This is a genomic window from Comamonas testosteroni ATCC 11996 (genome assembly GCF_000241525.1).
In the GTDB taxonomy this organism is placed as follows: domain Bacteria; phylum Pseudomonadota; class Gammaproteobacteria; order Burkholderiales; family Burkholderiaceae_C; genus Comamonas; species Comamonas testosteroni.
Genome location: NZ_AHIL01000038.1, coordinates 100057 through 119556, shown reverse-complemented (window position 1 = coordinate 119556; position 19500 = coordinate 100057). Strand labels below are relative to the sequence as shown.

Annotated in this window: 18 protein-coding genes; 8 read left to right on the top strand and 10 right to left on the bottom strand. The window is 61.7% G+C overall.

Annotated elements, in window-relative coordinates; translation table 11 throughout:
* Positions 1-245 precede the first annotated feature (245 nt).
* Positions 246-1961, bottom strand: coding sequence for an N-acyl-D-amino-acid deacylase family protein (locus CTATCC11996_RS16825; protein WP_003078347.1), 1716 nt, complete (start codon positions 1959-1961; stop codon positions 246-248).
* Between the two features lie 297 nt (positions 1962-2258).
* Here CTATCC11996_RS16825 and CTATCC11996_RS16820 point away from each other — a divergent pair, with 297 nt between their 5' ends.
* Together CTATCC11996_RS16820 and CTATCC11996_RS16815 are read left to right on the top strand one after the other, a co-directional pair.
* On the top strand, positions 2259-3554 hold the full coding sequence (locus CTATCC11996_RS16820; protein ID WP_236597873.1) for an MFS transporter: 1296 nt from the start codon (positions 2259-2261) through the stop codon (positions 3552-3554).
* Entirely contained in the window at positions 3551-4276 is a 726-nt protein-coding gene (locus CTATCC11996_RS16815; protein WP_003078344.1) for an EthD domain-containing protein, read from the top strand. Before CTATCC11996_RS16820 ends, CTATCC11996_RS16815 begins: the two co-directional genes overlap by 4 nt.
* Positions 4277-4451: 175 nt before the next feature.
* Here the strand turns inward: CTATCC11996_RS16815 and CTATCC11996_RS16810 are convergent, their stop codons facing one another.
* From CTATCC11996_RS16810 to CTATCC11996_RS16800, 3 genes are all read right to left on the bottom strand, one after another.
* Complete coding sequence (locus tag CTATCC11996_RS16810; RefSeq protein WP_003078342.1) at positions 4452-5561, bottom strand: aromatic ring-hydroxylating dioxygenase subunit alpha; 1110 nt, start codon at positions 5559-5561, stop codon at positions 4452-4454.
* 158 nt (positions 5562-5719) lie between these two features.
* Positions 5720-6556 (bottom strand): SDR family NAD(P)-dependent oxidoreductase, encoded by an 837-nt coding sequence (locus CTATCC11996_RS16805; RefSeq protein ID WP_003078341.1) that lies wholly within the window; start codon positions 6554-6556, stop codon positions 5720-5722.
* A 22-nt stretch (positions 6557-6578) separates the two neighbouring features.
* Positions 6579-7913: a spinster family MFS transporter gene (locus CTATCC11996_RS16800; RefSeq protein WP_236597872.1), complete on the bottom strand. Its 1335-nt coding sequence runs from the start codon at positions 7911-7913 to the stop codon at positions 6579-6581.
* Between the two features lie 124 nt (positions 7914-8037).
* On the opposite strand from CTATCC11996_RS16800, the gene CTATCC11996_RS16795 reads away from it, so the two are divergent.
* Complete coding sequence (locus tag CTATCC11996_RS16795) at positions 8038-9462, top strand: coniferyl aldehyde dehydrogenase (protein ID WP_003078338.1); 1425 nt, start codon at positions 8038-8040, stop codon at positions 9460-9462.
* A gap of 311 nt (positions 9463-9773) precedes the next feature.
* Complete coding sequence (locus tag CTATCC11996_RS16790; protein WP_003078336.1) at positions 9774-10544, top strand: SDR family NAD(P)-dependent oxidoreductase; 771 nt, start codon at positions 9774-9776, stop codon at positions 10542-10544.
* A gap of 241 nt (positions 10545-10785) precedes the next feature.
* Here CTATCC11996_RS16790 and CTATCC11996_RS16785 read toward each other — a convergent pair whose 3' ends face one another.
* Complete coding sequence (locus CTATCC11996_RS16785) at positions 10786-11721, bottom strand: LysR family transcriptional regulator (protein WP_003078334.1); 936 nt, start codon at positions 11719-11721, stop codon at positions 10786-10788.
* Between the two features lie 79 nt (positions 11722-11800).
* On the opposite strand from CTATCC11996_RS16785, the gene CTATCC11996_RS16780 reads away from it, so the two are divergent.
* From CTATCC11996_RS16780 to CTATCC11996_RS16765, 4 genes are read left to right on the top strand one after another with little or no spacing between them, the layout of a single operon-like run.
* A complete protein-coding gene (locus CTATCC11996_RS16780; protein ID WP_034349516.1) occupies positions 11801-12439 on the top strand; it encodes a DsbA family protein in 639 nt (212 codons plus the stop codon).
* A 50-nt stretch (positions 12440-12489) separates the two neighbouring features.
* Positions 12490-13389, top strand: a complete 900-nt coding sequence (locus tag CTATCC11996_RS16775) for an MBL fold metallo-hydrolase (protein ID WP_034349484.1) — start codon at positions 12490-12492, stop codon at positions 13387-13389.
* Between the two features lie 17 nt (positions 13390-13406).
* Positions 13407-13799, top strand: a complete 393-nt coding sequence (locus CTATCC11996_RS16770) for a nuclear transport factor 2 family protein (protein ID WP_003078329.1) — start codon at positions 13407-13409, stop codon at positions 13797-13799.
* Positions 13800-13817: 18 nt separating this feature from the next.
* Entirely contained in the window at positions 13818-14078 is a 261-nt protein-coding gene (locus CTATCC11996_RS16765) for a hypothetical protein (RefSeq protein ID WP_003078325.1), read from the top strand.
* Between the two features lie 52 nt (positions 14079-14130).
* Here CTATCC11996_RS16765 and CTATCC11996_RS16760 read toward each other — a convergent pair whose 3' ends face one another.
* The 5 genes from CTATCC11996_RS16760 to CTATCC11996_RS16740 form a co-directional block, all read right to left on the bottom strand.
* Complete coding sequence (locus tag CTATCC11996_RS16760) at positions 14131-14964, bottom strand: aminoglycoside phosphotransferase family protein (RefSeq protein ID WP_080569887.1); 834 nt, start codon at positions 14962-14964, stop codon at positions 14131-14133.
* A gap of 288 nt (positions 14965-15252) precedes the next feature.
* Positions 15253-15744, bottom strand: coding sequence for a hypothetical protein (locus CTATCC11996_RS16755; protein ID WP_003078322.1), 492 nt, complete (start codon positions 15742-15744; stop codon positions 15253-15255).
* Positions 15745-15992: 248 nt separating this feature from the next.
* Positions 15993-16469 (bottom strand): GNAT family N-acetyltransferase, encoded by a 477-nt coding sequence (locus CTATCC11996_RS16750; protein ID WP_003078320.1) that lies wholly within the window; start codon positions 16467-16469, stop codon positions 15993-15995.
* Positions 16470-16592: 123 nt separating this feature from the next.
* Positions 16593-17177 carry a nucleotidyltransferase family protein gene (locus CTATCC11996_RS16745; RefSeq protein WP_003078318.1) on the bottom strand — a complete coding sequence of 195 codons (585 nt, stop codon included), beginning with the start codon at positions 17175-17177 and terminating at the stop codon, positions 16593-16595.
* Between the two features lie 186 nt (positions 17178-17363).
* Positions 17364-19490 carry an NAD(P)/FAD-dependent oxidoreductase gene (locus CTATCC11996_RS16740; RefSeq protein ID WP_034349483.1) on the bottom strand — a complete coding sequence of 709 codons (2127 nt, stop codon included), beginning with the start codon at positions 19488-19490 and terminating at the stop codon, positions 17364-17366.
* Positions 19491-19500 lie beyond the last annotated feature (10 nt).

Sequence of the window (19500 nt, the reverse complement as noted above, 5' to 3'; positions counted from 1 at the left end):
GGTCACTATATCGCTGGGATCCGCATGGCGTGAACACGATCTGCTCAAGGCACTTGGTCGAGGCGCCTGATCTCTGCGAAGGAGGCCAGGGAGGATGGCTGCTCACAAGCGGCGCGGGCCTGGCGGATCTGGTCCGTTTTTGGATGCAGGGATGTGCACGAAAGCGCTCCTGTCCGGATGAAAAAATGAGCGCAGGCCTCAAGAGCCGGGCTTGCTTCGAGGCCTGATGGGGAGACCGGCAGCGTTCAGCTGCCCCTGTGCTCGCTGCGCTTGAGCAAGCGGCCTGGCAATGCATCGGTGGCCATGCTGTCGCGGTAGGTGATCTGGCCGGACTTGATGGTGTAGCGATAGCCCTGCGCGCCTTGAAGGAAGCGCTTGCCGCCGGCAGGCAGGTCGCGAGCGATGTGCGGCGGCAGAATTTTGAGCGCCTGCAGGTCGATGAGGTTGATATCCGCCAGTTTGCCGACCTGCAGGACTCCTCGGTCGGCAAAGCCGTAGAGCGAAGCCGGCCGCTGCGTGAGCATATGGACGGCCTGCTCGATGCTGAACAGGCCGCGCTCGCGCACCCATTCTGTGAGCAGAAAGGTCGTTGCGCTGCCGTCGCAGATGGTGCCCACATGAGCTCCGCCATCGCCCAGGGCGGGCACGGTGTGGGGATGGCCGAGCAGCTCGTGCAGGGCGCTGCAGTCATGGTTCAGATAATTGGCCATGGGCAGATAGACCAGGGCCTGGCCTTCATTGCCCAGCATGAAGTCATACATCCAATCCAGCGGTGGCTGGCCGGCTGCGTCGGCCAGAGCCTGAACCGAATCCCCTTCTTGCGGCAGATAGTTGGGCTCTTGTCCGCACCAGGGGTACATGCCCGCAAAGTTCTGGCCGAAGTACTCCATGAACAGGTGGGGATTGCGGTCCTTCTCGCCGAGGATGGCGCTGCGCGTGCCTGGTCGCGACAGCTCTTTGATGCGTTCTGCCGGACTGAGCTGAGCCAGCGCTTCATAGCTGGGCTTGCTGGAAAAGGGGTTCAGGCTGCATTCAAACCCCATGAGTACGCCCACAGGGCGGTTGAGCACCTGGCCCATGATGCGCAGCCCGTCGGCATTGGCTGTTTCAATATGGCGCAGCAGCTCTCGGTGCAACTGCGGGCGGTGCGGATACTGAAGCACGGTGAGCGTGCCGGCGCAGCCTGTGTTCCGACTGACGCGTGTGAGGATGCTGAATTCGTCCTCGACGTGCTCGAAGTCCGAGATCATCTGGAAAACGCTGTTCGGATAGCTCTTGAGCGAGAGTCCCAGCTCCAGCAGCTCCTCGCTCACAGCCTGGTACATGGGGGTGAAGTCCCCCGACTTGGAGCGGTGGGCCATGGTGCGCGAGGTGGACAGACCCACGGCTCCGGCTGCCAGGCCTTGCTTGATCAGCTCCTGCATGGTTCTGATGTCCTCGGCATTGGCCTGCTCGCGCCGTATGGCGCGCTCTCCCATGGCATAGACGCGCAGCGGACCGTGAGGCAGCAGCGCGGCAATATCGATGTCGTAGCGCTGCTCTTCCAAGGCTTGCAGATACTCAGGAAAGCTTTCCCAGCTCCAAGGCAGGCCTTCATGCAGCGCGGTGTCGGGGATGTCCTCGACGCCCTCCATGAGCGCAATCAGCGTGTCGCGGTCCTCGGGCCGGCAGGGGGCAAAGCCCACGCCGCAGTTGCCCATTACTGCGGTGGTCACGCCCTGCTGGGAGCTTGGCCAAAGCCTTTCATCCCAGGTCGCCTGACCGTCGAAGTGCGTGTGCACATCCACAAAGCCCGGCGTCACCAGCAAGCCGTCGGCATCGATTTGCTGCGCGGCGGTGCCCAGGTCTTGGCCGATGGCGGCGATGCGCCCGTTGCGCACGCCAAGGTCTGCGCGGTAAGCGGGGGCACCGGTGCCGTCCACGATGCGGCCGCTACGGATCAGCAGGTCGAATTGCTGCATGTGTCAGTCTCCTTGAGGTTCTGGCGTGCGGTCGAGCCCGCAGCCGCATTCCATTAAGAGGCAATCCGCACGCAAGGCCAATCCGGGTTAGGGAATCGTCCGTTGGGACGATGTGAGGGCGGCTGCTCATGACCACGATGCTCAAGGCCGTTCCATTGAACTGGACATGGATGCGGCCGCGATGTGAGACGTGTGCAAAGACCTGCGCCCGCGCTCCTTGCGTCCGAGGGCAGACAGCGCTGCTGAGGCGTGAGCAGCGGCGAGAGCCATGACGTGATGCAAAAAACCAAGAAAACAATGACAAACAAAAATCATCAGAACCCATCAAGGGTGTATGTGCTGGCGCTGTTGACGGCCCTGTCTGCCCTGACCTTCATGGACCGGCAGATCCTGGCTGTGCTGCTGCAGCCCATCAAGCAGGAGTTCGGCTTCTCGGACTTGCAGATCGGCCTGATCACCGGACTCGGTTTTGCGCTGACGTTCGCGGCACTGGGCATTCCTCTGGGGCGACTGGCAGATAGACAAGAGCGTCGCAGCCTGATTGCATGGTGCCGTGGCGTTGGTGGCAGCGTTGCGGCGCTGGGCGCGCTGGCCACAGGTTCGGGTGGATTGGCGGCATCGCGCGCCGGTGCCGCATTGGGGGATGCCGGTGGCGGCGCTGCGTCCATGTCCATCCTGGCCGATCTGTACAAGCCCCATGAGCGCTCGCGTGCCATGAGCGTTTTTGGTGTCGGCAATGCGATGGGCGCCTTGCTGGCTTTGTTGCTGGGGCCGTTGTTTGCCGAGTGGTGGGGCTGGCGTGTGACCATGGTCATCGTCGGTGTAGCCATCATGGTCCTGTCCCTGGTGCTGCGCCTGAGCATCAGCGAACCCGCTCGTACCATCGCGCAGGTGATCTCCGAGCCGCAGGACGGCCGGCAGCAGGCCAAATCTGCCGTCGCCTTGATATGGAAAGAGCCCGTGACCCGGTTTTTGATCGTGGGCGCTGCTTGTGTCCTGATCGCGGGAATCTCGATCGGCGCCTGGAATGTGGCTTTGCTTGCGCGGCGTTTCGACCTCAGTCTCAAACAGGCGGGGACAATTTCTGCAGGGGCCGCTGTGCTCTCGGTCTCGGGCAGCCTGTTCTCTGGCTGGTTGACGGACCGGCTGGCGCGCAGCGATGTGCGCTGGCAGATTCGCATCCCCGTGATCGGCACCAGCGTGGCCATGGTGCTGGGTTTCGGCTATCTGCTGGTGGGCTCGGACATGTTCATGCTGTCCATGGCCTGCATGTTGATCTATTCGTTCTTCACATCCTGGTGGGCTCCGGCCACCTACGCTGCCTTGAGCCTGGTCGTGCCGACCGAGCGGCGAGCCACGGCCAGCGCCATGGTGCTGATGGCCGGAGCCCTGCTGGGCAACGGAGTGGGGCCTATTGTGGCCGGCTGGCTCAGTGATGTGCTCAACGCCGTTGCGCCTGGCGAAGGCTTGCGCTATGCCATGGCGATCATGATGTGCACGCTGTTGCCGGCGGTATGGGCGTTTTACCGTGCTCTGCAGCATTACCCCGGCGCCTATCGCAAGGCCCACGCCACCGTGGCAGTTGCCGCATGAAGGCGGAAGAAGTGGCCGCGAAGGATTCTTGCGTCGTCTGGAAGATGATCTATCTGGCGCGGCGCAACCCGGCGCTGCGCCCGGAGGAGTTCGCGCAGGCCTGGCGCGAGCATTCCGCGCTGGGTCGTCAGTGCCGCAACGTGGGCCAGCGCGTCAAGGCAGTGGCCCAGTGCTCACGACATCTGCAGGCAGATGCCGCAGCCCTGAGCACGGACTATGACGGCGTCAACCTCATGGTGCTGGCAGAGCGCGAAGCCGGCTCGGCCATCTGGAGCGATCCGGAAACTCTGGCCGTCATGCGTCCCGACGAGCCGCGCGTGTTTGCCGACTATGTGCGCAATTTCTCGCTGCTATGCCGTCAGCAGGTGTTGCGTGGCAGCCTGTGCGCAGATGTTTTGCCGCAGCACCAACAAGTCATGTTGATCGGCTTTTTGCAGCGCAACGACGTCTGGCGGGGTGCAGCGGCCTTGCCGGAGATTTGTCCACCGCAGTGGCAAAGCCTTGCCCTTGGCCTGGCCAGCCGCATTGTCTGCAACACCGTTGATGAGCAGCCGCCTTGCGGCTACGGCTACCGCCATGTGGTCGAGTGGTGGTTTGACTCGGTGGAGCAGGCGCAGGCGGCAGCGGCTTCACTCGATGTCTCGGACCGTGCGCAGGACGGCGAGTTTGGCTGGGGCGAACATGTCTTCATGCTGACGCAGGTGACGCATGCCAGACCTTGAGGACTTGAAAAGATAGTAGCTTCTCACGCTTTATGAATAAGGACTTCAATATGTTTTGTATTGAATTTTCATGGGGATAAAGCGCTTGGAGCTATGGTTTTGGAAGCAGATATTCACTCCGACAAAAAAAGGCCCATGCAAGCGCATGGGCCTTTGGCCTTGGAGATTCTCGGGATCAGGCCGTCGCTTCCTCGGCTTCCTGGGTATAGGCCACCATTCCGCGAGGAATGTACCTGCCTTCGCACTGGTCCAGATACTCGGCCGCCTTGGCGCGGGGGTTGTAGAACTGCTTGTACCAGATACGGGCCTTGAGGAATGCGCCGTCGCTGGGGATGAACAGCGGGTTCAGGCAGGGAGCTTTCTGCGACCAGACTTCGAAGTCCTGGGCAAAGGCCAGGCGGCTGGCTTCCTGGTACTGTTTGGCCGCGATTTCGTCCGCCTTGGTGGGCAGGCCGCCGTGTGCAGTCTTGACCAGCAGGTTGTGCCAGACCTTGATCCTGCCGTCCTCGATGGGGGTATGCATGATCATCATGAAGGAGTTGAACATGCCGCTGACCTTGGAGACCAGGATGGCGGGGCCGTGGTACCAGGTGTCGGTGTGCAGATCGGCGCTGGCACCGCCTTCGCCCACCAGGGTTCGGTGACCGCCGCACTGGCGCTGGATGGCGTTGTGGCCCTTGAACTCGTTCTCGAAGCGCGCCACGGTGGAGCCGTGGATGGGGCTGAGGTGACCATAGTCGGCAATATTGTCCACGACCTCCATGGGGTGCTGGTTCAGCTCGCCCAGGTAGTCCCACTGGCCGTTGACATAGGTCTCGTCATGCCAGTCGCCAAAAGTGGGCAGATCGTAGTCGGGCTCACCGCCTTCGGGATCGAACCAGACCCAGATGGCGCCGTACTGCTCGACAACCTTCCAGCTCTTGACTGCGGCCGCGGCCGGAATGGCTCCGTCGTGATAGGGGATGTGGTCGCACTTGCCGTCCGCGCCGAAGCGCCAGCCGTGATAGGGGCAGCGAATGCCGTCGCCTTCCACATTGCTGCCGCCGCCGTCGATCACCACATAGCTGGTGGTATTGGGCGCTGCCAGATGAGTCTTCATATGGGGGCAGTAAGCGTCCAGCAGCACGACCTTGCCGCTTTCGCGGCCACGGTACAGCGCGAAATCCTGGCCGAAGAAGCGCACGGCCACGGGCTTGTGGGTGTCGAGCGCCTGGGCCTCGGAAATCATGAACCAGCCACGTGGGTAGGTGAATTCACCGAGGCGGTAGTCCTTCGTGGTTGCCATTGCAGAGGTCTCCGTATTTAGTTTTGGACGGATGAATCTTCTGGCAAGCGACGTCGCCGCGCATACTCTGTTTGGACGAGTGAAGGCGCAGCTTTGATCTGGCACAAACCGCACAGGGTTTGCCCTTGGTTGGGTGTTTGCGCACGCTTACATGCTGTTCATGCTTTCGCAGCCACGTGCTCTTTGTGAAGTGGTTGCAGGTCAATCATGGTGTAACTCTTGGCCAGTGGCAGAGCGCCTTCCTCAGTGCCCAGCCAGAACAGTGCTGCAGCAATTTCTTCAGGGGTAGAGGCACCATAGCGCTGAGCCAGCAGGCCATCGTCGCCCAGCGTGGCCTTGACGGCCTCGGTTGTCACCACGCCGGGGTTGACGCTGAAGGCGCGCACATTCTGCTGCTTGTATTCGGTGTTGATGCAGCCGGCCAGGCGCGCGATGGCGGCCTTGGAGGCTCCATAGGCAAAGCCCCAGCCACCCTGGTCGGCGGGCACGGGCGGGTTGTACTGGCCCGCAGCCGAGCACACATTGATGATGCGGCCGCCGCCTTGTGCCGCCATGGCCGGCAGCAGGCGCTGCGCCAGATGGAACGGGGCGATGACATTGCCCAGCATGGAGCGCTGCAGCGACTCGGCCGTTATCTCGGGGATCAGGTGGTTGATCTCGCGGTTCTGGTAGACGGCGTTGTTGATCAGCAGATCGACACGGCCAAAGCGTTTCAGCACAGCGTCGGCGGCCTTGTCCAGGCTGGTCAGGTCCATCAGGTCCATGACATGCGGAAATACCTCGCCGCCGGCTGCCTCGATGGCCCAGGCGGTGGACTCCAGACTGCCGGACAGCAGCTGCCCGCCTGGCAGACGCAGCTGGTTGTCCAGCTGCGCGCCTTCGGTCAACGTGCGCGCGGTGATGGCCACGCGCCATCCCCTGGTGGCAAAGTAGACGGCAGTTGCCGCGCCAATGCCGCGGCTGGCACCGGTGATGAGAACTACGGGCTGGCTCATGAGAGTCTCCAATTTTTGATGATCAGGCGGCATTCATCTGCAACTGCTGCAGGCGCTGCTGATAGGGGCGGATGGCCAACGCGAAGAAAAGCGAAGTGATGACGAGCAGCGAGGTCACGCCCATCAGTGCCCAGCGCAGGCCTTCGGAGCCGTGGGTCCGGGCAAAGTAGTCCGACAAAATGCCCGTTACCAGCGGACCCAGGCCCACGCCCAGCAAGGTCATGAACAGATTGAGAAGTGCCGAGGCAACGCTGCGCTCGGCGGCAGTCACCATCTGGCTGACGGCGCTGTATGCAAGCGTGGCAAACCAGCTCGCAAAAAAGCCGAACAGCAGGGCAAATGCCATGGCATAGGGGACCTTGATGCCGGCAACCGTCCAGAAGTCGGACACGGGCCAGAAAAACACGGCCACGCCTGCAGGCACGGCGCAGAGGGTGCCCATGGCGGCCAGACGCAGCTGCCAGCGCGAGTCGCGCTGTGTCAATCTGTCGCTGAGCCAGCCGCAGAACATGGCGCCGAACACGGCACCCAGGCCGCTGGCCAGGCCGAACACCAGGCCAGCGTGGGAGATGCTCATGCCGTGAATGCGCATGAAAAAGCTCGGAGCCCAGACACCGTAGCCATAACCTGCAATACCGGCCACGCCGCAGGCGATGCAGATATTGCGCAGCGGCGCCATGCCCAGCAAACGCCTGACCTGGCGAAACATGGATTCGCGCGCAGCGCTGCCTTGAGCTGCGGGCTTGATGCTCTCATAGGCGCCACGTGCCGGTTCCTTGACAAAGAAATACACCAGCAGCGCAAGGATTACGCCCGGGATGCCGAAGGCGAGAAACACGGAGCGCCAGCCGTAATGCTGGGCCACCATGCCGCCGATGACCAGGCCCAGCAGCGTTCCCAGGTTGGGGCCCATCATGAACAGACTGATGGCAAACGAACGCATCTTGGGGGGATACAGGTCCGAGACTATGGACACCGAGGGCGCCATGCCGCCGGCTTCGCCCACTGCCACGCTCATGCGGGCCAGCAGCATGTGCCAGTACTGGGTGGCCATGCCGCAGGCAGCGGTGGCAAGGCTCCAGATCCCGCAGCACAGGGCCACGATGTTGCGGCGGTTGCGGGTGTCGGCCAGACGCCCCACAGGCACACCCAGCAGGGCATAGATCAGACCGAAGGCCAGCCCCGTGAGCAAACCCATCTCGGTGTCGGAGGCACCGAATTCCTGTTTGACGGGCTCCAGCAAAATAGACAGAACCTGTCGGTCAATGAAGGAGAAAATATAGACCAGCGCCAGCAGGGCGAGGCTGAGATGAGTGCGCCAGCTGACGGCGGGAGGCGGGGTTTGATGGGTGTGCATGCGCTGCATCGTGCGAGGGGCCTAGGGTTATGCCATCGTCTTTTTGGACGACGACCGCGAAATCCTCAGGTCTGAGCATGTGCCTTCCGTTCATGGCTTTCAAGAGAAGTATCGAGGAGACAAAATGACCCAGACGAATTCGTCCATCGGCATTCGCCAGCTGCTGGACATGCAAAAACAGGCCTTTATCGAAGAGGCAGCAGCCAGCGCCGATGTGCGCATGCAGCGTATTCAGCAAGTCATCGACATGCTGGTGGAGCACAAGGAGGCGCTGTGCCAGGCCATGGGCGAAGACTTTGGTGGCCGCCCCGCCGTGTTCTCGCTGGCCAATGACATTCTTGGCTCGCTTTCCTCGCTCAAGCATGCACGCGATCACCTCAAGGGCTGGCTGGGTGACTCCGAGCGTCCCAGTGTCAAACCCTTCGACATGTTTGGTGCCACGGCCTGGGTTAAGTACCAGCCCAAGGGCGTGATCGGCATCATCGGCACCTGGAATGCGCCTCTGTTCACCTTGCTGTCGCCGCTGGCCTGCGCGTTCGCGGCGGGCAACCGGGCCGTGCTCAAACCTTCCGAAATTGCACCGCGTACGGCCCAGGTGCTGGCCGAGGCCGTGGCCAAGCGCTTTGATCCCCAGGTGCTGGCCGTGGTGCAGGGCGGTCCCGAAGTGGCTGCGGCATTTGCCGAGCAGCCCTGGAACCATCTGGTCTTCACGGGCTCCACCAGCGTGGGCAAGCTCATCATGGCTGCCGCCGCCAGGAACCTGGTGCCCGTGACGCTGGAGCTAGGTGGCAAGTCCCCCGTGCTGGTGGGCGATTCCGCCGACATCGCCAATGCGGCCGAGCGCATCGCCGTTGGCAAGTCGCTCAACTCCGGCCAGCTTTGCGTGTCACCCGACGTGGTCTGGGTCCATGAATCCCGCCTGCAGGCTCTGGCTGATGGCATTGCCTCGCAATACCAGGCGCTGTATCCCTCGGTGACAGGCAACGCAGACATGACGCCCGTGATCAACGAGCGCCACCACGCACGTGTGAAAGCCTATGTCGATGATGCCAAGGCGCGCGGTCTGACCGTGCTGGAAGTCGGTGCCGCGCAAGCCGGTGCAGACCGCCGCCTGCCGCTGGCGCTGGTCATCAATCCGCCAGCCGAAGCCGAAATCTCTCGGCACGAAATCTTTGGCCCGGCCGTGGTGCTGCGCAGCTTCCTGAACATCCGCGACGCCGTGGCCGCGATCAATGCCGGTGAGCGCCCGCTGGCGCTGTATTACTTCGGCAGCGACGAGACGGAGCAGAACTGGGTGCTGGACAACACGCTGTCCGGCGGCGTCTCCATCAATGACGTGGTCATGCATCCTGCGCTGGAGGATGCGCCATTTGGCGGCGTCGGCGCTTCGGGCATGGGTCACTATCATGGCCGCGAGGGTTTTCTGGAGTTCAGCCATGCCCGCTCCGTCTACAAGGCCGGCAACCACGACCCGCGTCGAGAGTGGGGCATGCTGCCGCCCTATAACGAGCAGTTTGCACAGATGCTGCAGGCAGCAGTTACCCCTTGAGTCGCTGTGCGGCTCCCCGCCTCTAACCGCCGCGCGGCTTCACCCTCTCTGCTGCGCGGGAGAGGGACGACAGTCTCGCTGCGGGGCAGCGGGGCCGTCCAGGCCCTTACTCGCTGTGTCTGATCTGGAATTTGTCTGATTCGCGGCTCTGCCCTGGTGCAGCGCTATCCATTTCAGGGGCTCCATTTTTGCGTGTTGACGCAAGCTGCGGGGGCTGACCATGGGGCTTGCCCCATGGTCCGTTTGGCTGATGTCCTGAAAGCGTTTCGTACAGAGCATGGGCGGGTCAGAACGCAATCATAGGAAGAGACATGAACGAGATTTTTCGCCAGTTTTCGCTGGAGGGGAAGGTGGCTGTGGTGACCGGTGCGGGCAAGGGTATCGGCCGTGCATGCGCTGTCACGCTGGCCAAGGCTGGCGCCGATGTGGCGCTGTTTGCGCGCACCGAGGCGGACCTGCAGGCAGTCAAGGCCGAAATTGAAGCGCTGGGCCGCCGTGCCATTGCCGTGCAGGGCGATGTGAACAAAGAGGAAGATCTGGACAAGCTCATCGTCCGCACCGTGGAGGAGCTGGGCAAGATCAATGTGCTCATCAACAATGTGGGCGGCGGCGGTCCCAACGACCCGCGCAAGGTGGCGGGCAAGGCGGTGGGCGACATGCTGGCGTTCAATGTGGTGCCTGCATACACGCTGATCCAGAAGGCTGCTGCGGCCATGGAGGCTGCGGGCGGCGGGGCCGTGGTCAATATCTCGTCCACGGCGGCACGCTATTCGCAAAAGTACTTCAGCGCCTATGGTGCGGCCAAGGCCGCGCTCAACCAGATGACGCGCTGCCTGGCGCAGGACTTCGGTCCCAAGGTACGTATCAACGCCATCGAGCCCGGCACCATCATGACCGATGCACTGGCGCCGTTTCTCACACCGGATCGCAAGGAGCGCATGGAGAAAACCACACCCATGGCACGCATGGGCCAGCCCGAAGACATTGCCAATGCCGCGCTGTTTCTGGCCAGCCCCGCATCGAGCTGGGTGACTGGCAAAGTGCTGGGGGTGGACGGAGGTGTGGAAGCTCCCAACTTCTGAGTCTGATGGCATCGCTCAGGCGGGGCCGACCGCTTCGCGCAGAAAAAGGGAGCTTGGGCTCCCTTTTTTATGCACGCCTGACGATGTCGCTTGAGCCGAGCCGCAGTATGAGCCGAGCCTTTGCGTTTCCGGTCAAGAGCAATTGCGAGGTCTGCAAGCTGCTGCCCCTGGACGACGCGGCTGCTATGCGATGGCGCTCTGGTGTGGCTTCAGCTTGTCGTCGCCTGAGGGCCGGCCTCGGTCATGCTCTGGAGCGGATTTGCTCCTGCATCAGGTCCACGAAAGCTTTGACCTTTGCAGGTCGGAATCGTGCGGTCGGGAACACGGCATGAATGCCCCCCGATGGCAGCGACCACCCGGGCAGCACCTGTATCAGCGTGCCGCTCTTCAAATCATCGGCAACGGCGAAGTCGGGCAGTACCGACAAGCCTGCCCCATGACGCACGGCTTCGCGCACGGCCAGTGTCGCATCGAGCGAGATCACCGGGTGTACCGTCACGCTCTGACGCTCCAGCTCGCTGCGCGAGAAGCTCCAGCTGCAGGGTTCACGCAGGGCAGTGTTCGCGACAAAGGGTAGCTCGCTGATGTGCTGTGGCTGTTTGAGCTGCGCCACTTGCCGGCGCAATGAGGGAGCTGCGACCAGCAATTGCCTGAAGCTTCCGATCTGACGGGCCTGCACATTCAAGTGGGAAAGCCAGCCGACGCGGATTGCCAGCTCGACCTGCCCCGACATCAGATCAAGCGGCTGGTCGCTGAACACGGCGTCCACCTTGCATTGGGGGTAGTGCCGCGTGAACTCGGTGATGGCTGGAACCACTGCCGTGATGCCATAGTCCAGCGGGGCGGTCAGACGCAAGGTTCCCGAAGGCTCGGCCGCCACTTCCCCCAGTTCGTCGAAAGCATCACCCGCTTCCTTGAGGATGGATGCACAGCGTTGATAGAAGATCCGGCCTGCGTCGGTGGCAACGACCTTGCGGGTGGTGCGAGTCAGAAGCGTCGTGTGGAATTCATGCTCCAGCCTTGCGACCTGCTGGCTGACCACGGCCTTGGTAATGCCCAGCCGGTCTGCGGCTGCCGTGAAACTGCCGGTTTCCACCACGGCCGCGAAGTAAGCCAGGCGCTTGAGATTGGCAAGCCTGCCGGCGATGGATTCTTCTGAATTGTTTGCTATTGACATACAGTTTATCTATTCGATCAGGCTTTTTCTGTCAATGCTTTGTTCCTACGATCAGGGCATTGAAGCAATGGAGCCCTCAGTGACCAAGACCCTGCATTACGTATTCGACCCCCTGTGCGGCTGGTGCTACGGTGCCGCCGCAGCGGTGGCGGCTCTGGGCAAAGCGCCTGAGGTCGAGGTGCGCCTGCTGCTCAGCGGCCTTTTCGCAGGCGCGGGTGCACGTCTCATGGACGATGGCTTTGCAGCCCATGCCTGGGGCAACGATCAGCGAATCGAGCGTCTGACGGGCCAGCGCTTCAGCGAGCGCTACCGCAGCCATGTGCTGTCGGATCGCCAGCAACTGTTCGACAGCGGCCCGGCCACCCTGGCGCTGAGCGCTGTCAGTCTGTGCACTCCAGAGCGCGAGCTTGACGCCCTTGAGGCCATTCAGCATGCCCGCTACGTCAATGGCGAGGACATCACGCAACCGGACACGCTGATGGCAGTTCTGCAGGCTCTGGGGCTGGAGCAGGCTGCTGCAAGCCTGCTGCGCTCTGATGGCGAACTGCTGGCTGCCAATCGAGCCCGCATCGAAGGCGCAAAGGCGCTGCAGAGCCAGCTTGGCGCGCGCGGCGTTCCAAGCTTCATCCTGGAGGCCAATGGCCAGCGCCGATTGCTGAACTCCAGTGCCGCCTACTCCAATCCGCAGGCCTTTGCCGAGCAACTCAGCGCGGGCTGAGCCTTGCGTGTCTGACTTCCGCCATTTTTGAAATTCACCAAAGGACCATCATGATGAATCGCCGAGACTTTGTTCAAACCGCCGCCGCCGCCGGCATCGTCACAGGCCTGGCGGGTTGCGCCGCAGCTGTTAGCGGCCATTCCACGCTGCAATGGAAGCACTTTCCCGCAGGCGACAAAGGCTTCTTCCGTGCGCCCGTGCTGCTCTCGGGCGACAGCGAGGCCATTCTCATCGACGGCGGCTTTTCCCTGCCCGATGGCCGCGCCGTGGCCGAAGCCATCAAGGCATCGGGCAAGCAGCTGACCACCATCTACGTCAGCCAGAGCGACCCGGACTATTACTTCAGCCTGGCTCCGATCAAGGCCGCCTTCCCCGCTGCCAGGGTGCTGGCCGCCTCCGACACCATTGCCGCCATCCGCGCCAATGTGCAAAAAAAGATAGCTACCTGGGCGCCCCAGCTCAAGGAGAACGGTCCGCAGAAGCTTGCCGACATCGTCTTTCCTGAGGCCTATGACGGCCCCGCGCTGATGCTGGAGGGCAACACCATCGAAATCGTCAAGGCACAAGGACTGGAGAACCGCCGCTACCTGTGGGTTCCCTCGCTGAATGCGGTCTTCGGTGGCGTGCTGGTCTTCTCCGGGTTGCATGTGTGGACGGCCGATACCCCGACGCCGGCCTCCCGCGCCGCCTGGGTAAAGAACCTGGAAGCCATCGCCGCACGCAAGCCGGCCGTGATCGTGCCGGGCCACCTGGGTGCCCATGGCGCGCTGGACGTTTCGGCAGTGAACTACACCCGCGAATACCTGCTGGCCTTCGAGCAGGAGTTGGCCAGGGCGTCCAATGGCGACGCGCTGATTGCCGCCATGAACAGGCGCTATCCTGACGCCGGCCTGGCTGCCGCGCTGCAGATCGGCGCCAAGGTGGCCATGGGTGAGATGAAGTGGGGCTGAAGCCAGGGACGCACACCATGACTACCAATCTGGATATCATCCGCGCGACCTACGAAGGCTCGTCCGAGGAGAACGGCAGGAATCTGCTGGCTGCACTGGCGCCTGACGCCCGTTGGACAGAGGCCGCAGGCTTTCCCTATGCAGGAACCTACGTCGGCCCGCAGCAGATCGTCACAGGCGTGTTCCAGCGGCTGGCGACGGAGTGGGACGGCTACAGCGCCAAGGTCCACACCTACCTGGCCGATGGCGACCGCGTGGCCGCCTTCGGCGTCTACTCGGGCACCTATCGCAAGACGGGCAAGGCGATGACGGCGAGCTTCGCCCATCTGTACCGGCTCAACGAGGGCAGGATCACGAGCATGGAGCAGTATGTGGACAGCCACCTGGTGCAGCAGGCGCTGCTGGCCTGAGCGCAACGGAGTCCTGCCATGAGTGAAATCAATGCGCAGCTGCAAGCCATCGCGCTGCAGATGCGGGCCGGGCAATGGAATGCCGCGCACGATGCCGTGCAGCGGCATGACGGCCTGCTCGCAGCCTGGTTGCACGGGCTGCTGCATCTGCAGGAAGGTGATCTGGAGGACGCCGAGAACTGGTATGAGCGCGCCGGCCTGCGCTTCAGGCAGCGAGGCACGCTGCAGCAGGAGCTGGCCCGGTTCGACGCGGCGCTGCGCGCTCGGCCCGGCGCGTGAGCCCGAGGCCGACCGTCCGAGAGCCGGCCTTTGGGCGGCAGAGCTGGACGCCTTATCCCAGTGCCTGCCTCGCAAGATGCGCAACGGCCAGTTGCCTGTTGGCCCTGGTGCGCTCTGCGTCTTCCAGGAACCAGGCTGCCGACAAAGCGGCGTGAGCCATCACCCATTTGAGTAAACGCCGGCGTTCCAGCCCTGTGACATTGATGACTACTGCAAGCTGCCGAGCGAAGCGCTCCGGCTCGGTGCAGGTCTCCAGCTCGGGGTTGCACAGCACGCTCACGTAGTCGTAGTACCGCTCACCTGTGACGCGCTTTGGATCTATCGCCAGCCATCCACGCCTGTCGAAGTCGAGGATGTTGCCGTGGTGCGCATCACCATGCAGGACGACAGGCTCACGCTGCTCATTGATCAGCTCAGCTGCCACCGTTGCGCATTCGGCCATCAAGCCGCCTTCCTGCTGCGCCATCAACGCGAGTGACTCAAAAAAATCCGCCAGTGGCAGCAGCTCTTCAGGTGGTGCCGAGGATCTCTTTGAATGCAGTTGCTCGATGGTGCGGCAGATACAGCTTGTCGCTGCATCGTCTTCGCCTTTTCTGGCCATGTGCAGCAAATGCCTGGAGCCGGTAGCGCGCTCCATCAGCAGCGCTCCTGTATCTTGGTCGTAGGCATAAACTTGCGCTGCTCCATTGCCGCCCCACCATTGAAGCACTCTGGCGCCGATGCGCTCGTCAAGGTTTCGCGTGACCTTGATCATTGCAGGCAGACCTGCCCAGTTCCTTGTGAGGATGACGGGTAGAAGGTCACTTGTATGAGTTGTGAAAGGGGCGCCGGCCACCTTCGCGCTCCAACGTTGGAGATGGATATCAAACAGGTCGAGGTTGGGCATATGGCCGATTTTCGAGCTGACCCATGCAATCCGAAGATCTGGTGCCGTTGTCCCATGTCCGCTGATGGCGGTGGCTTCAACGGGTCAATGCAACTCCTTGGCCGGGGCTGCGGAGTGTCGGGCATCCCCGGCAAGGTCGGCTCGATGGAGTGCTCAACTTCTCCGGTATTACTTTCTTCCAGCGCTCAAGCAAGCTTTCACAAGCAGCCGAGGCCAAGGCCATGCTAAGGACATTGGTCGCCCAGAAAGGGCCGATCCGAATTCTGAGCAAGGGTCTTGTCCTCAGGTTCAGTCCTCGCTCTCACGCGGGTAGCCTGCGTCTGCCCAGCGCTGTGCGGACGCACGGGTGAGACTATGAGCCGGTCGGACTCGTACCTTGGCCAATTCGCTGCCGTCCGCTGCGGTGGCAGTGAGAGTCGCCGTGGGATTGTCCTCATCGGGCTCAATATCGAGAGCCACCGTCACGCGCAATCCGCGAACTTCAATCTGGATGGCTTTGTGCAACAGCGCTGCCTGGTGCTGCTCATGGCGACGTATCACTTCGCTGGCAGTTTTCACCAGCGTGTTGAAGGCCGACACGTCAAGAGGCTTGGGATTCTTCTTGTCACGCCCCATGGTCCATGGGCCGACCAGAGCGGGTTCCGCTTGGCCGTCTTGGGTCATTGACACCGCCCAGCCATCGTCGTCTTCATTCTTGATGACGCGGGCTTCCCAGCCCTTGTGGTGCCAAAGGCGGTCTTCGAAGATGGAGACGTCTTCTGGTTCGAGTTCTGCTGGCATGTCTGGACTTTTCCTGATGCTATCAAGTCCAAAGTCTACTGTTTCTTTATACAGCTTGTGAGGCTGGGTCTATCTCAAGCTTGGGCGTTGTGGGCCATGTATGCCCTGAACAGGTCGACGCAGAGGCCTCGCCCAAAGGCACTGGGCAAGACCATCCCGGTGGAAAGCAGAGACTGCACTCGAGCGTCGATTCAAGCCAAAGCCGCCACTACTTTGCGTAGTCTCATTCGTTCGTCTGGAGCAGAAGACTAAAGCTCATGGCTGTACACGATGAAACCGCTATGTTTGGCTAACTTGTCGTAGAGCGCACGGCCGGCTTCATTGGTTGACTGTGTTTGCCAATAGACGCGATTTGAGCCAGCCAGCATTGCTTGCTTGTAGACGTTGCTGATGAGGGCCTTGCCAACTCCAAGCTGACGCTTTTTCGGGGCCGTAAAAAGATCTTGCAGATAGCAGACAGGGCCAAGTCTCGTAGTGCTACGGTGAAATATGTAATGCGCTAGACCAACCACTTCTCCTGCATCTTCAGCGACCAGCGCAAATACAGGTTCGATGGGGTTAAAGAATCGCTCCCAGGTTTTCTGGGTTATTTCCTTCGCCAGTCCGGTAGCTCCGGCCCTTCCATAGAAAGCGTTATAGCCATCCCAGAGTGAAAGCCACGCTTCAAAGTCATGTGGCTGGACTTCTCTTACTACTACGGATGTTGTAGCGTCAATTCTGGACATAGGAAAGACTTTTCATAGTACGAACAGCGAGTAAATTGAACGACCTGCATTGCAGTGTAAGGTCTGCTCCTGGCCGACAGGCCACGGTCCCGGAATGACCCAAGGCGGACATGCTCGCACCCATCAGCGTGCATCAATTCTCTGAGGCTGATGAACCGGGACAACGATTCGCAGCCATGGCCAACGCGCTTGGTAAGACTCTGCCTTTTGCTGGAAAAGTTCACGATGCGGGGTCAATGGATTGAGTGCCAAAACTCCGTCATAGATCAGCTCCAGGCTGTTCGGAGCATAGAGGCTGCCTGGGCGAAGGCCCACACAAGTAGCCGGGATCAGGAAGCGATCTATTCCCTCGCAAGAGCTACGCAGTGCTTCATATGGACGACCGAAATATGACTCGTACCACAAGTGAACCCGAGCTTGGTTCGTGACTTCAATCTTGATGCCCAGGTCGCGTAAAACGCGATCGGCATGTGCTTGTACTTTCTGCTCCGCACTGTCAGTGGTGCTCGATGGATCAAAGTAGAAGAGGTCGTAGTCTTTGATGGAGTCCTCAGGATTTCGTTGCGCCTGCAAATTCCACACTGTCTGAAATAAGCAGCCTGCAACAAGCCAGCCATCTGGAAGATTCAAATCATCCCAGCGTTCAAAAATTGCACGATTGTTGATATTTTGGAGGACATCCGCAACGAAGCGCTCAGGCGTAGGCATCGGGACAGTTAATCCTTGGTGAAACAAAAGTCAAAGGCAAGATCGATCCTATTTTGCTTCAGTTGCGAAGACCCGCTTCCGGCCAGATGAAGCCTATTGGCCGCTCTGCCGAAATACTGTGACTCCAATGAAAAACCGCCTGCGAGTTCAAGGCTCGCAGGCGGTTTCAGCTATCGAAGAGTATCTTCAGACTTCGCGTCCGGCCTGATGGCCTGAATGCATGGCGCCCTCGATATAGCCCAGGTCCTGGCAGTCGCCGATGCGGCGCACGGGAGTCCGGGTAAGGGATTGCAGCTGGTCGGCAACGGCGGAGTCGGCCTCGGCTCCAATGGCCAGCACCACGGAGTCGGCTGGCGTGCGGTATTCCTCGCCCTTCTTGTCCGTCCAGACGACTTCCTTGCGCTCGATACGCGTGACGGTGGACTGCATCAGCAGCTTGCCGTGGCTCTTCACGGCGTCATACACGCGCCAGCGGCGCACGATGGCCAGCTCGGTGCCGGGGTGGGTGCCGGGGTCCAGCACGGTGACTTCGCGGCCGCGATCGAGCAGGAACTCGGCCAGCTCCAGGCCGACCAGGCCTGCACCAATGATGACCACGCGCTTGCCCAGGGGCATCCACAGCTTGGACAGGTTCTGGATCGCTGTCGTGCTGTCCGTCACCTTGAGCATGCCGCCGGCCTTGAACAGCGCGCGCTCGGCCAGATTCAGCTTGGCCTTGGCAATTTCCTCGGCGCGATCGCCCGTCATCAGGCGGCGCAGTTCGTCGCCGCTCCAGACATGGCTTTGCTGCGCACCTTCGATGGCGGGGGCGGCACGCCTGGCGCCGGTGCCCACCAGAATTTCGTCGGGCTTGAGTTCATCGAGCAGCTTGGCATCGACGCTGGTGTTAAAGCGAACCTGAATATTGGGGTGGTCCATCTGCTTGACCAGATAGTCGAGCAGTCGGCCGTTCTCGGGATAGGCCAGTGCGGCAAAGAACAGCGTGCCGCCCAGGCGGTCGCTGCGCTCGACCAGCGTCACGCGATGGCCGCGCAGGGCGGCGACGCGGGCGGCCTCCATGCCCGAAGGGCCGCCACCGACGATCAGTACATGCCTGGGCTTTTCGGCAAAGGTGATGGTCCTGCTCGCCTCGTGGCCGGTCTGTGCGTTGACCGCGCACTTGATGCCCTTGTTGATGAAAATCTCGCTTACGCAGGCATAGCAATAAATGCAGGGGCGCACGCTCAGGGCAGTGTTGGCTTGCAGTTTGTTGGCCAGGTCGGGGTCGGCCAGCAGCTTGCGGCCCATGGCCACAAAGTCAATCTCGCCATTGCTGATGGCGGCGGCGGCGGCATCCAGCTCCCAGCGGCCGGCCGAGATGATGGGGATGCCGACTGCCTTTTTGATGCCGCTGGCAAATTCGCGGTAAGCATTCTGCTTTTGCGGAATCGGTGCATCCGTGAAGGCCGAGCCTGTGGGCAGACGCGCATAGGCCGAGACATTGATGGCATCCACGCCCAGCTCTTCGCAGAGCCTGGCGGTCTTGAGTGCCTCGTCCATGGTGATGCCGCCGGGCGTGTGCATTTCTTCGGCGTCAATACGCACCCAGATGGGGAAGTCTGCGCCCACGCGCTCGCGCACGGCAGTCAGCACTTCGCGCAGCAGGCGGCTGCGGTTTTCATAGCTGCCGCCGTATTCGTCACTGCGGCTGTTGAAAAAGGGTGAGAGGAAGTTGGCGATCATGTAGTTGTGCGCGCAGTGCACTTCCACAGCATCGAAGTTGGCCTGCTTGGCGCGCAGGGCGGCCGCAGCAAACCATTCCACCATCTGTGCAATATCGGCCTTGTCCATCACGCGGTAGCGGTCGGGGTAGGGGCCAATCCCCACAAAGGTCGAGAATTCCTTGGGCGTGACGGTGCGCATGGCTTCGGCCACAGGACCGTCGGGCGGAATCGAGGACACCCACATCTCGCGCCCGTGGGTGCGGTCATTGGCAGCGACCTTGCCGCTGTGATTGATCTGGATGGCGACTTTGCCGCCGTGCGAGTGAACGCGGCGCGTGACTTCGGCCAGACCGGGGATGAAGCTGTCGTTGGAGATGCCCAGTTGGTGCGGCTCGCTGGTGCCGGTGGGCCAGGAGATGGCGGCCGTGCCCATGATGATGAGGCCGGTGCCGCCCTTGGCACGCTCTTCGTAATAGTCCTGGGCGCGTTCGCCGCAGATACCGTCGGTGCCGCCGTAGTTCTCGCCCATGGGGGCCATGATGATGCGGTTCTTCAGCTCCATGGTGCCGATACGGCCCGGCTGCAGCATTGATGCGTGGGGATTGCTCATTTGTTTCGCT

What these genes read in the sequence shown, in the direction of transcription:
- CTATCC11996_RS16770 (WP_003078329.1), top strand. Translation starts at nt 13,407, where the DNA reads ATGACTACCAATCTGGATATCATCCGCGCGACCTACGAAGGCTCGTCC.
- CTATCC11996_RS16820 (WP_236597873.1), top strand. Translation starts at nt 2,259, where the DNA reads ATGACAAACAAAAATCATCAGAACCCATCAAGGGTGTATGTGCTGGCG.
- CTATCC11996_RS16775 (WP_034349484.1), top strand. Translation starts at nt 12,490, where the DNA reads ATGATGAATCGCCGAGACTTTGTTCAAACCGCCGCCGCCGCCGGCATC.
- CTATCC11996_RS16790 (WP_003078336.1), top strand. Translation starts at nt 9,774, where the DNA reads ATGAACGAGATTTTTCGCCAGTTTTCGCTGGAGGGGAAGGTGGCTGTG.
- CTATCC11996_RS16740 (WP_034349483.1), bottom strand. Translation starts at nt 19,490, where the DNA reads ATGAGCAATCCCCACGCATCAATGCTGCAGCCGGGCCGTATCGGCACC.
- CTATCC11996_RS16760 (WP_080569887.1), bottom strand. Translation starts at nt 14,964, where the DNA reads ATGCCCAACCTCGACCTGTTTGATATCCATCTCCAACGTTGGAGCGCG.
- CTATCC11996_RS16805 (WP_003078341.1), bottom strand. Translation starts at nt 6,556, where the DNA reads ATGAGCCAGCCCGTAGTTCTCATCACCGGTGCCAGCCGCGGCATTGGC.
- CTATCC11996_RS16755 (WP_003078322.1), bottom strand. Translation starts at nt 15,744, where the DNA reads ATGCCAGCAGAACTCGAACCAGAAGACGTCTCCATCTTCGAAGACCGC.
- CTATCC11996_RS16785 (WP_003078334.1), bottom strand. Translation starts at nt 11,721, where the DNA reads ATGTCAATAGCAAACAATTCAGAAGAATCCATCGCCGGCAGGCTTGCC.
- CTATCC11996_RS16810 (WP_003078342.1), bottom strand. Translation starts at nt 5,561, where the DNA reads ATGGCAACCACGAAGGACTACCGCCTCGGTGAATTCACCTACCCACGT.
- CTATCC11996_RS16825 (WP_003078347.1), bottom strand. Translation starts at nt 1,961, where the DNA reads ATGCAGCAATTCGACCTGCTGATCCGTAGCGGCCGCATCGTGGACGGC.
- CTATCC11996_RS16765 (WP_003078325.1), top strand. Translation starts at nt 13,818, where the DNA reads ATGAGTGAAATCAATGCGCAGCTGCAAGCCATCGCGCTGCAGATGCGG.
- CTATCC11996_RS16750 (WP_003078320.1), bottom strand. Translation starts at nt 16,469, where the DNA reads ATGTCCAGAATTGACGCTACAACATCCGTAGTAGTAAGAGAAGTCCAG.
- CTATCC11996_RS16815 (WP_003078344.1), top strand. Translation starts at nt 3,551, where the DNA reads ATGAAGGCGGAAGAAGTGGCCGCGAAGGATTCTTGCGTCGTCTGGAAG.
- CTATCC11996_RS16745 (WP_003078318.1), bottom strand. Translation starts at nt 17,177, where the DNA reads ATGCCTACGCCTGAGCGCTTCGTTGCGGATGTCCTCCAAAATATCAAC.
- CTATCC11996_RS16800 (WP_236597872.1), bottom strand. Translation starts at nt 7,913, where the DNA reads ATGCACACCCATCAAACCCCGCCTCCCGCCGTCAGCTGGCGCACTCAT.
- CTATCC11996_RS16795 (WP_003078338.1), top strand. Translation starts at nt 8,038, where the DNA reads ATGACCCAGACGAATTCGTCCATCGGCATTCGCCAGCTGCTGGACATG.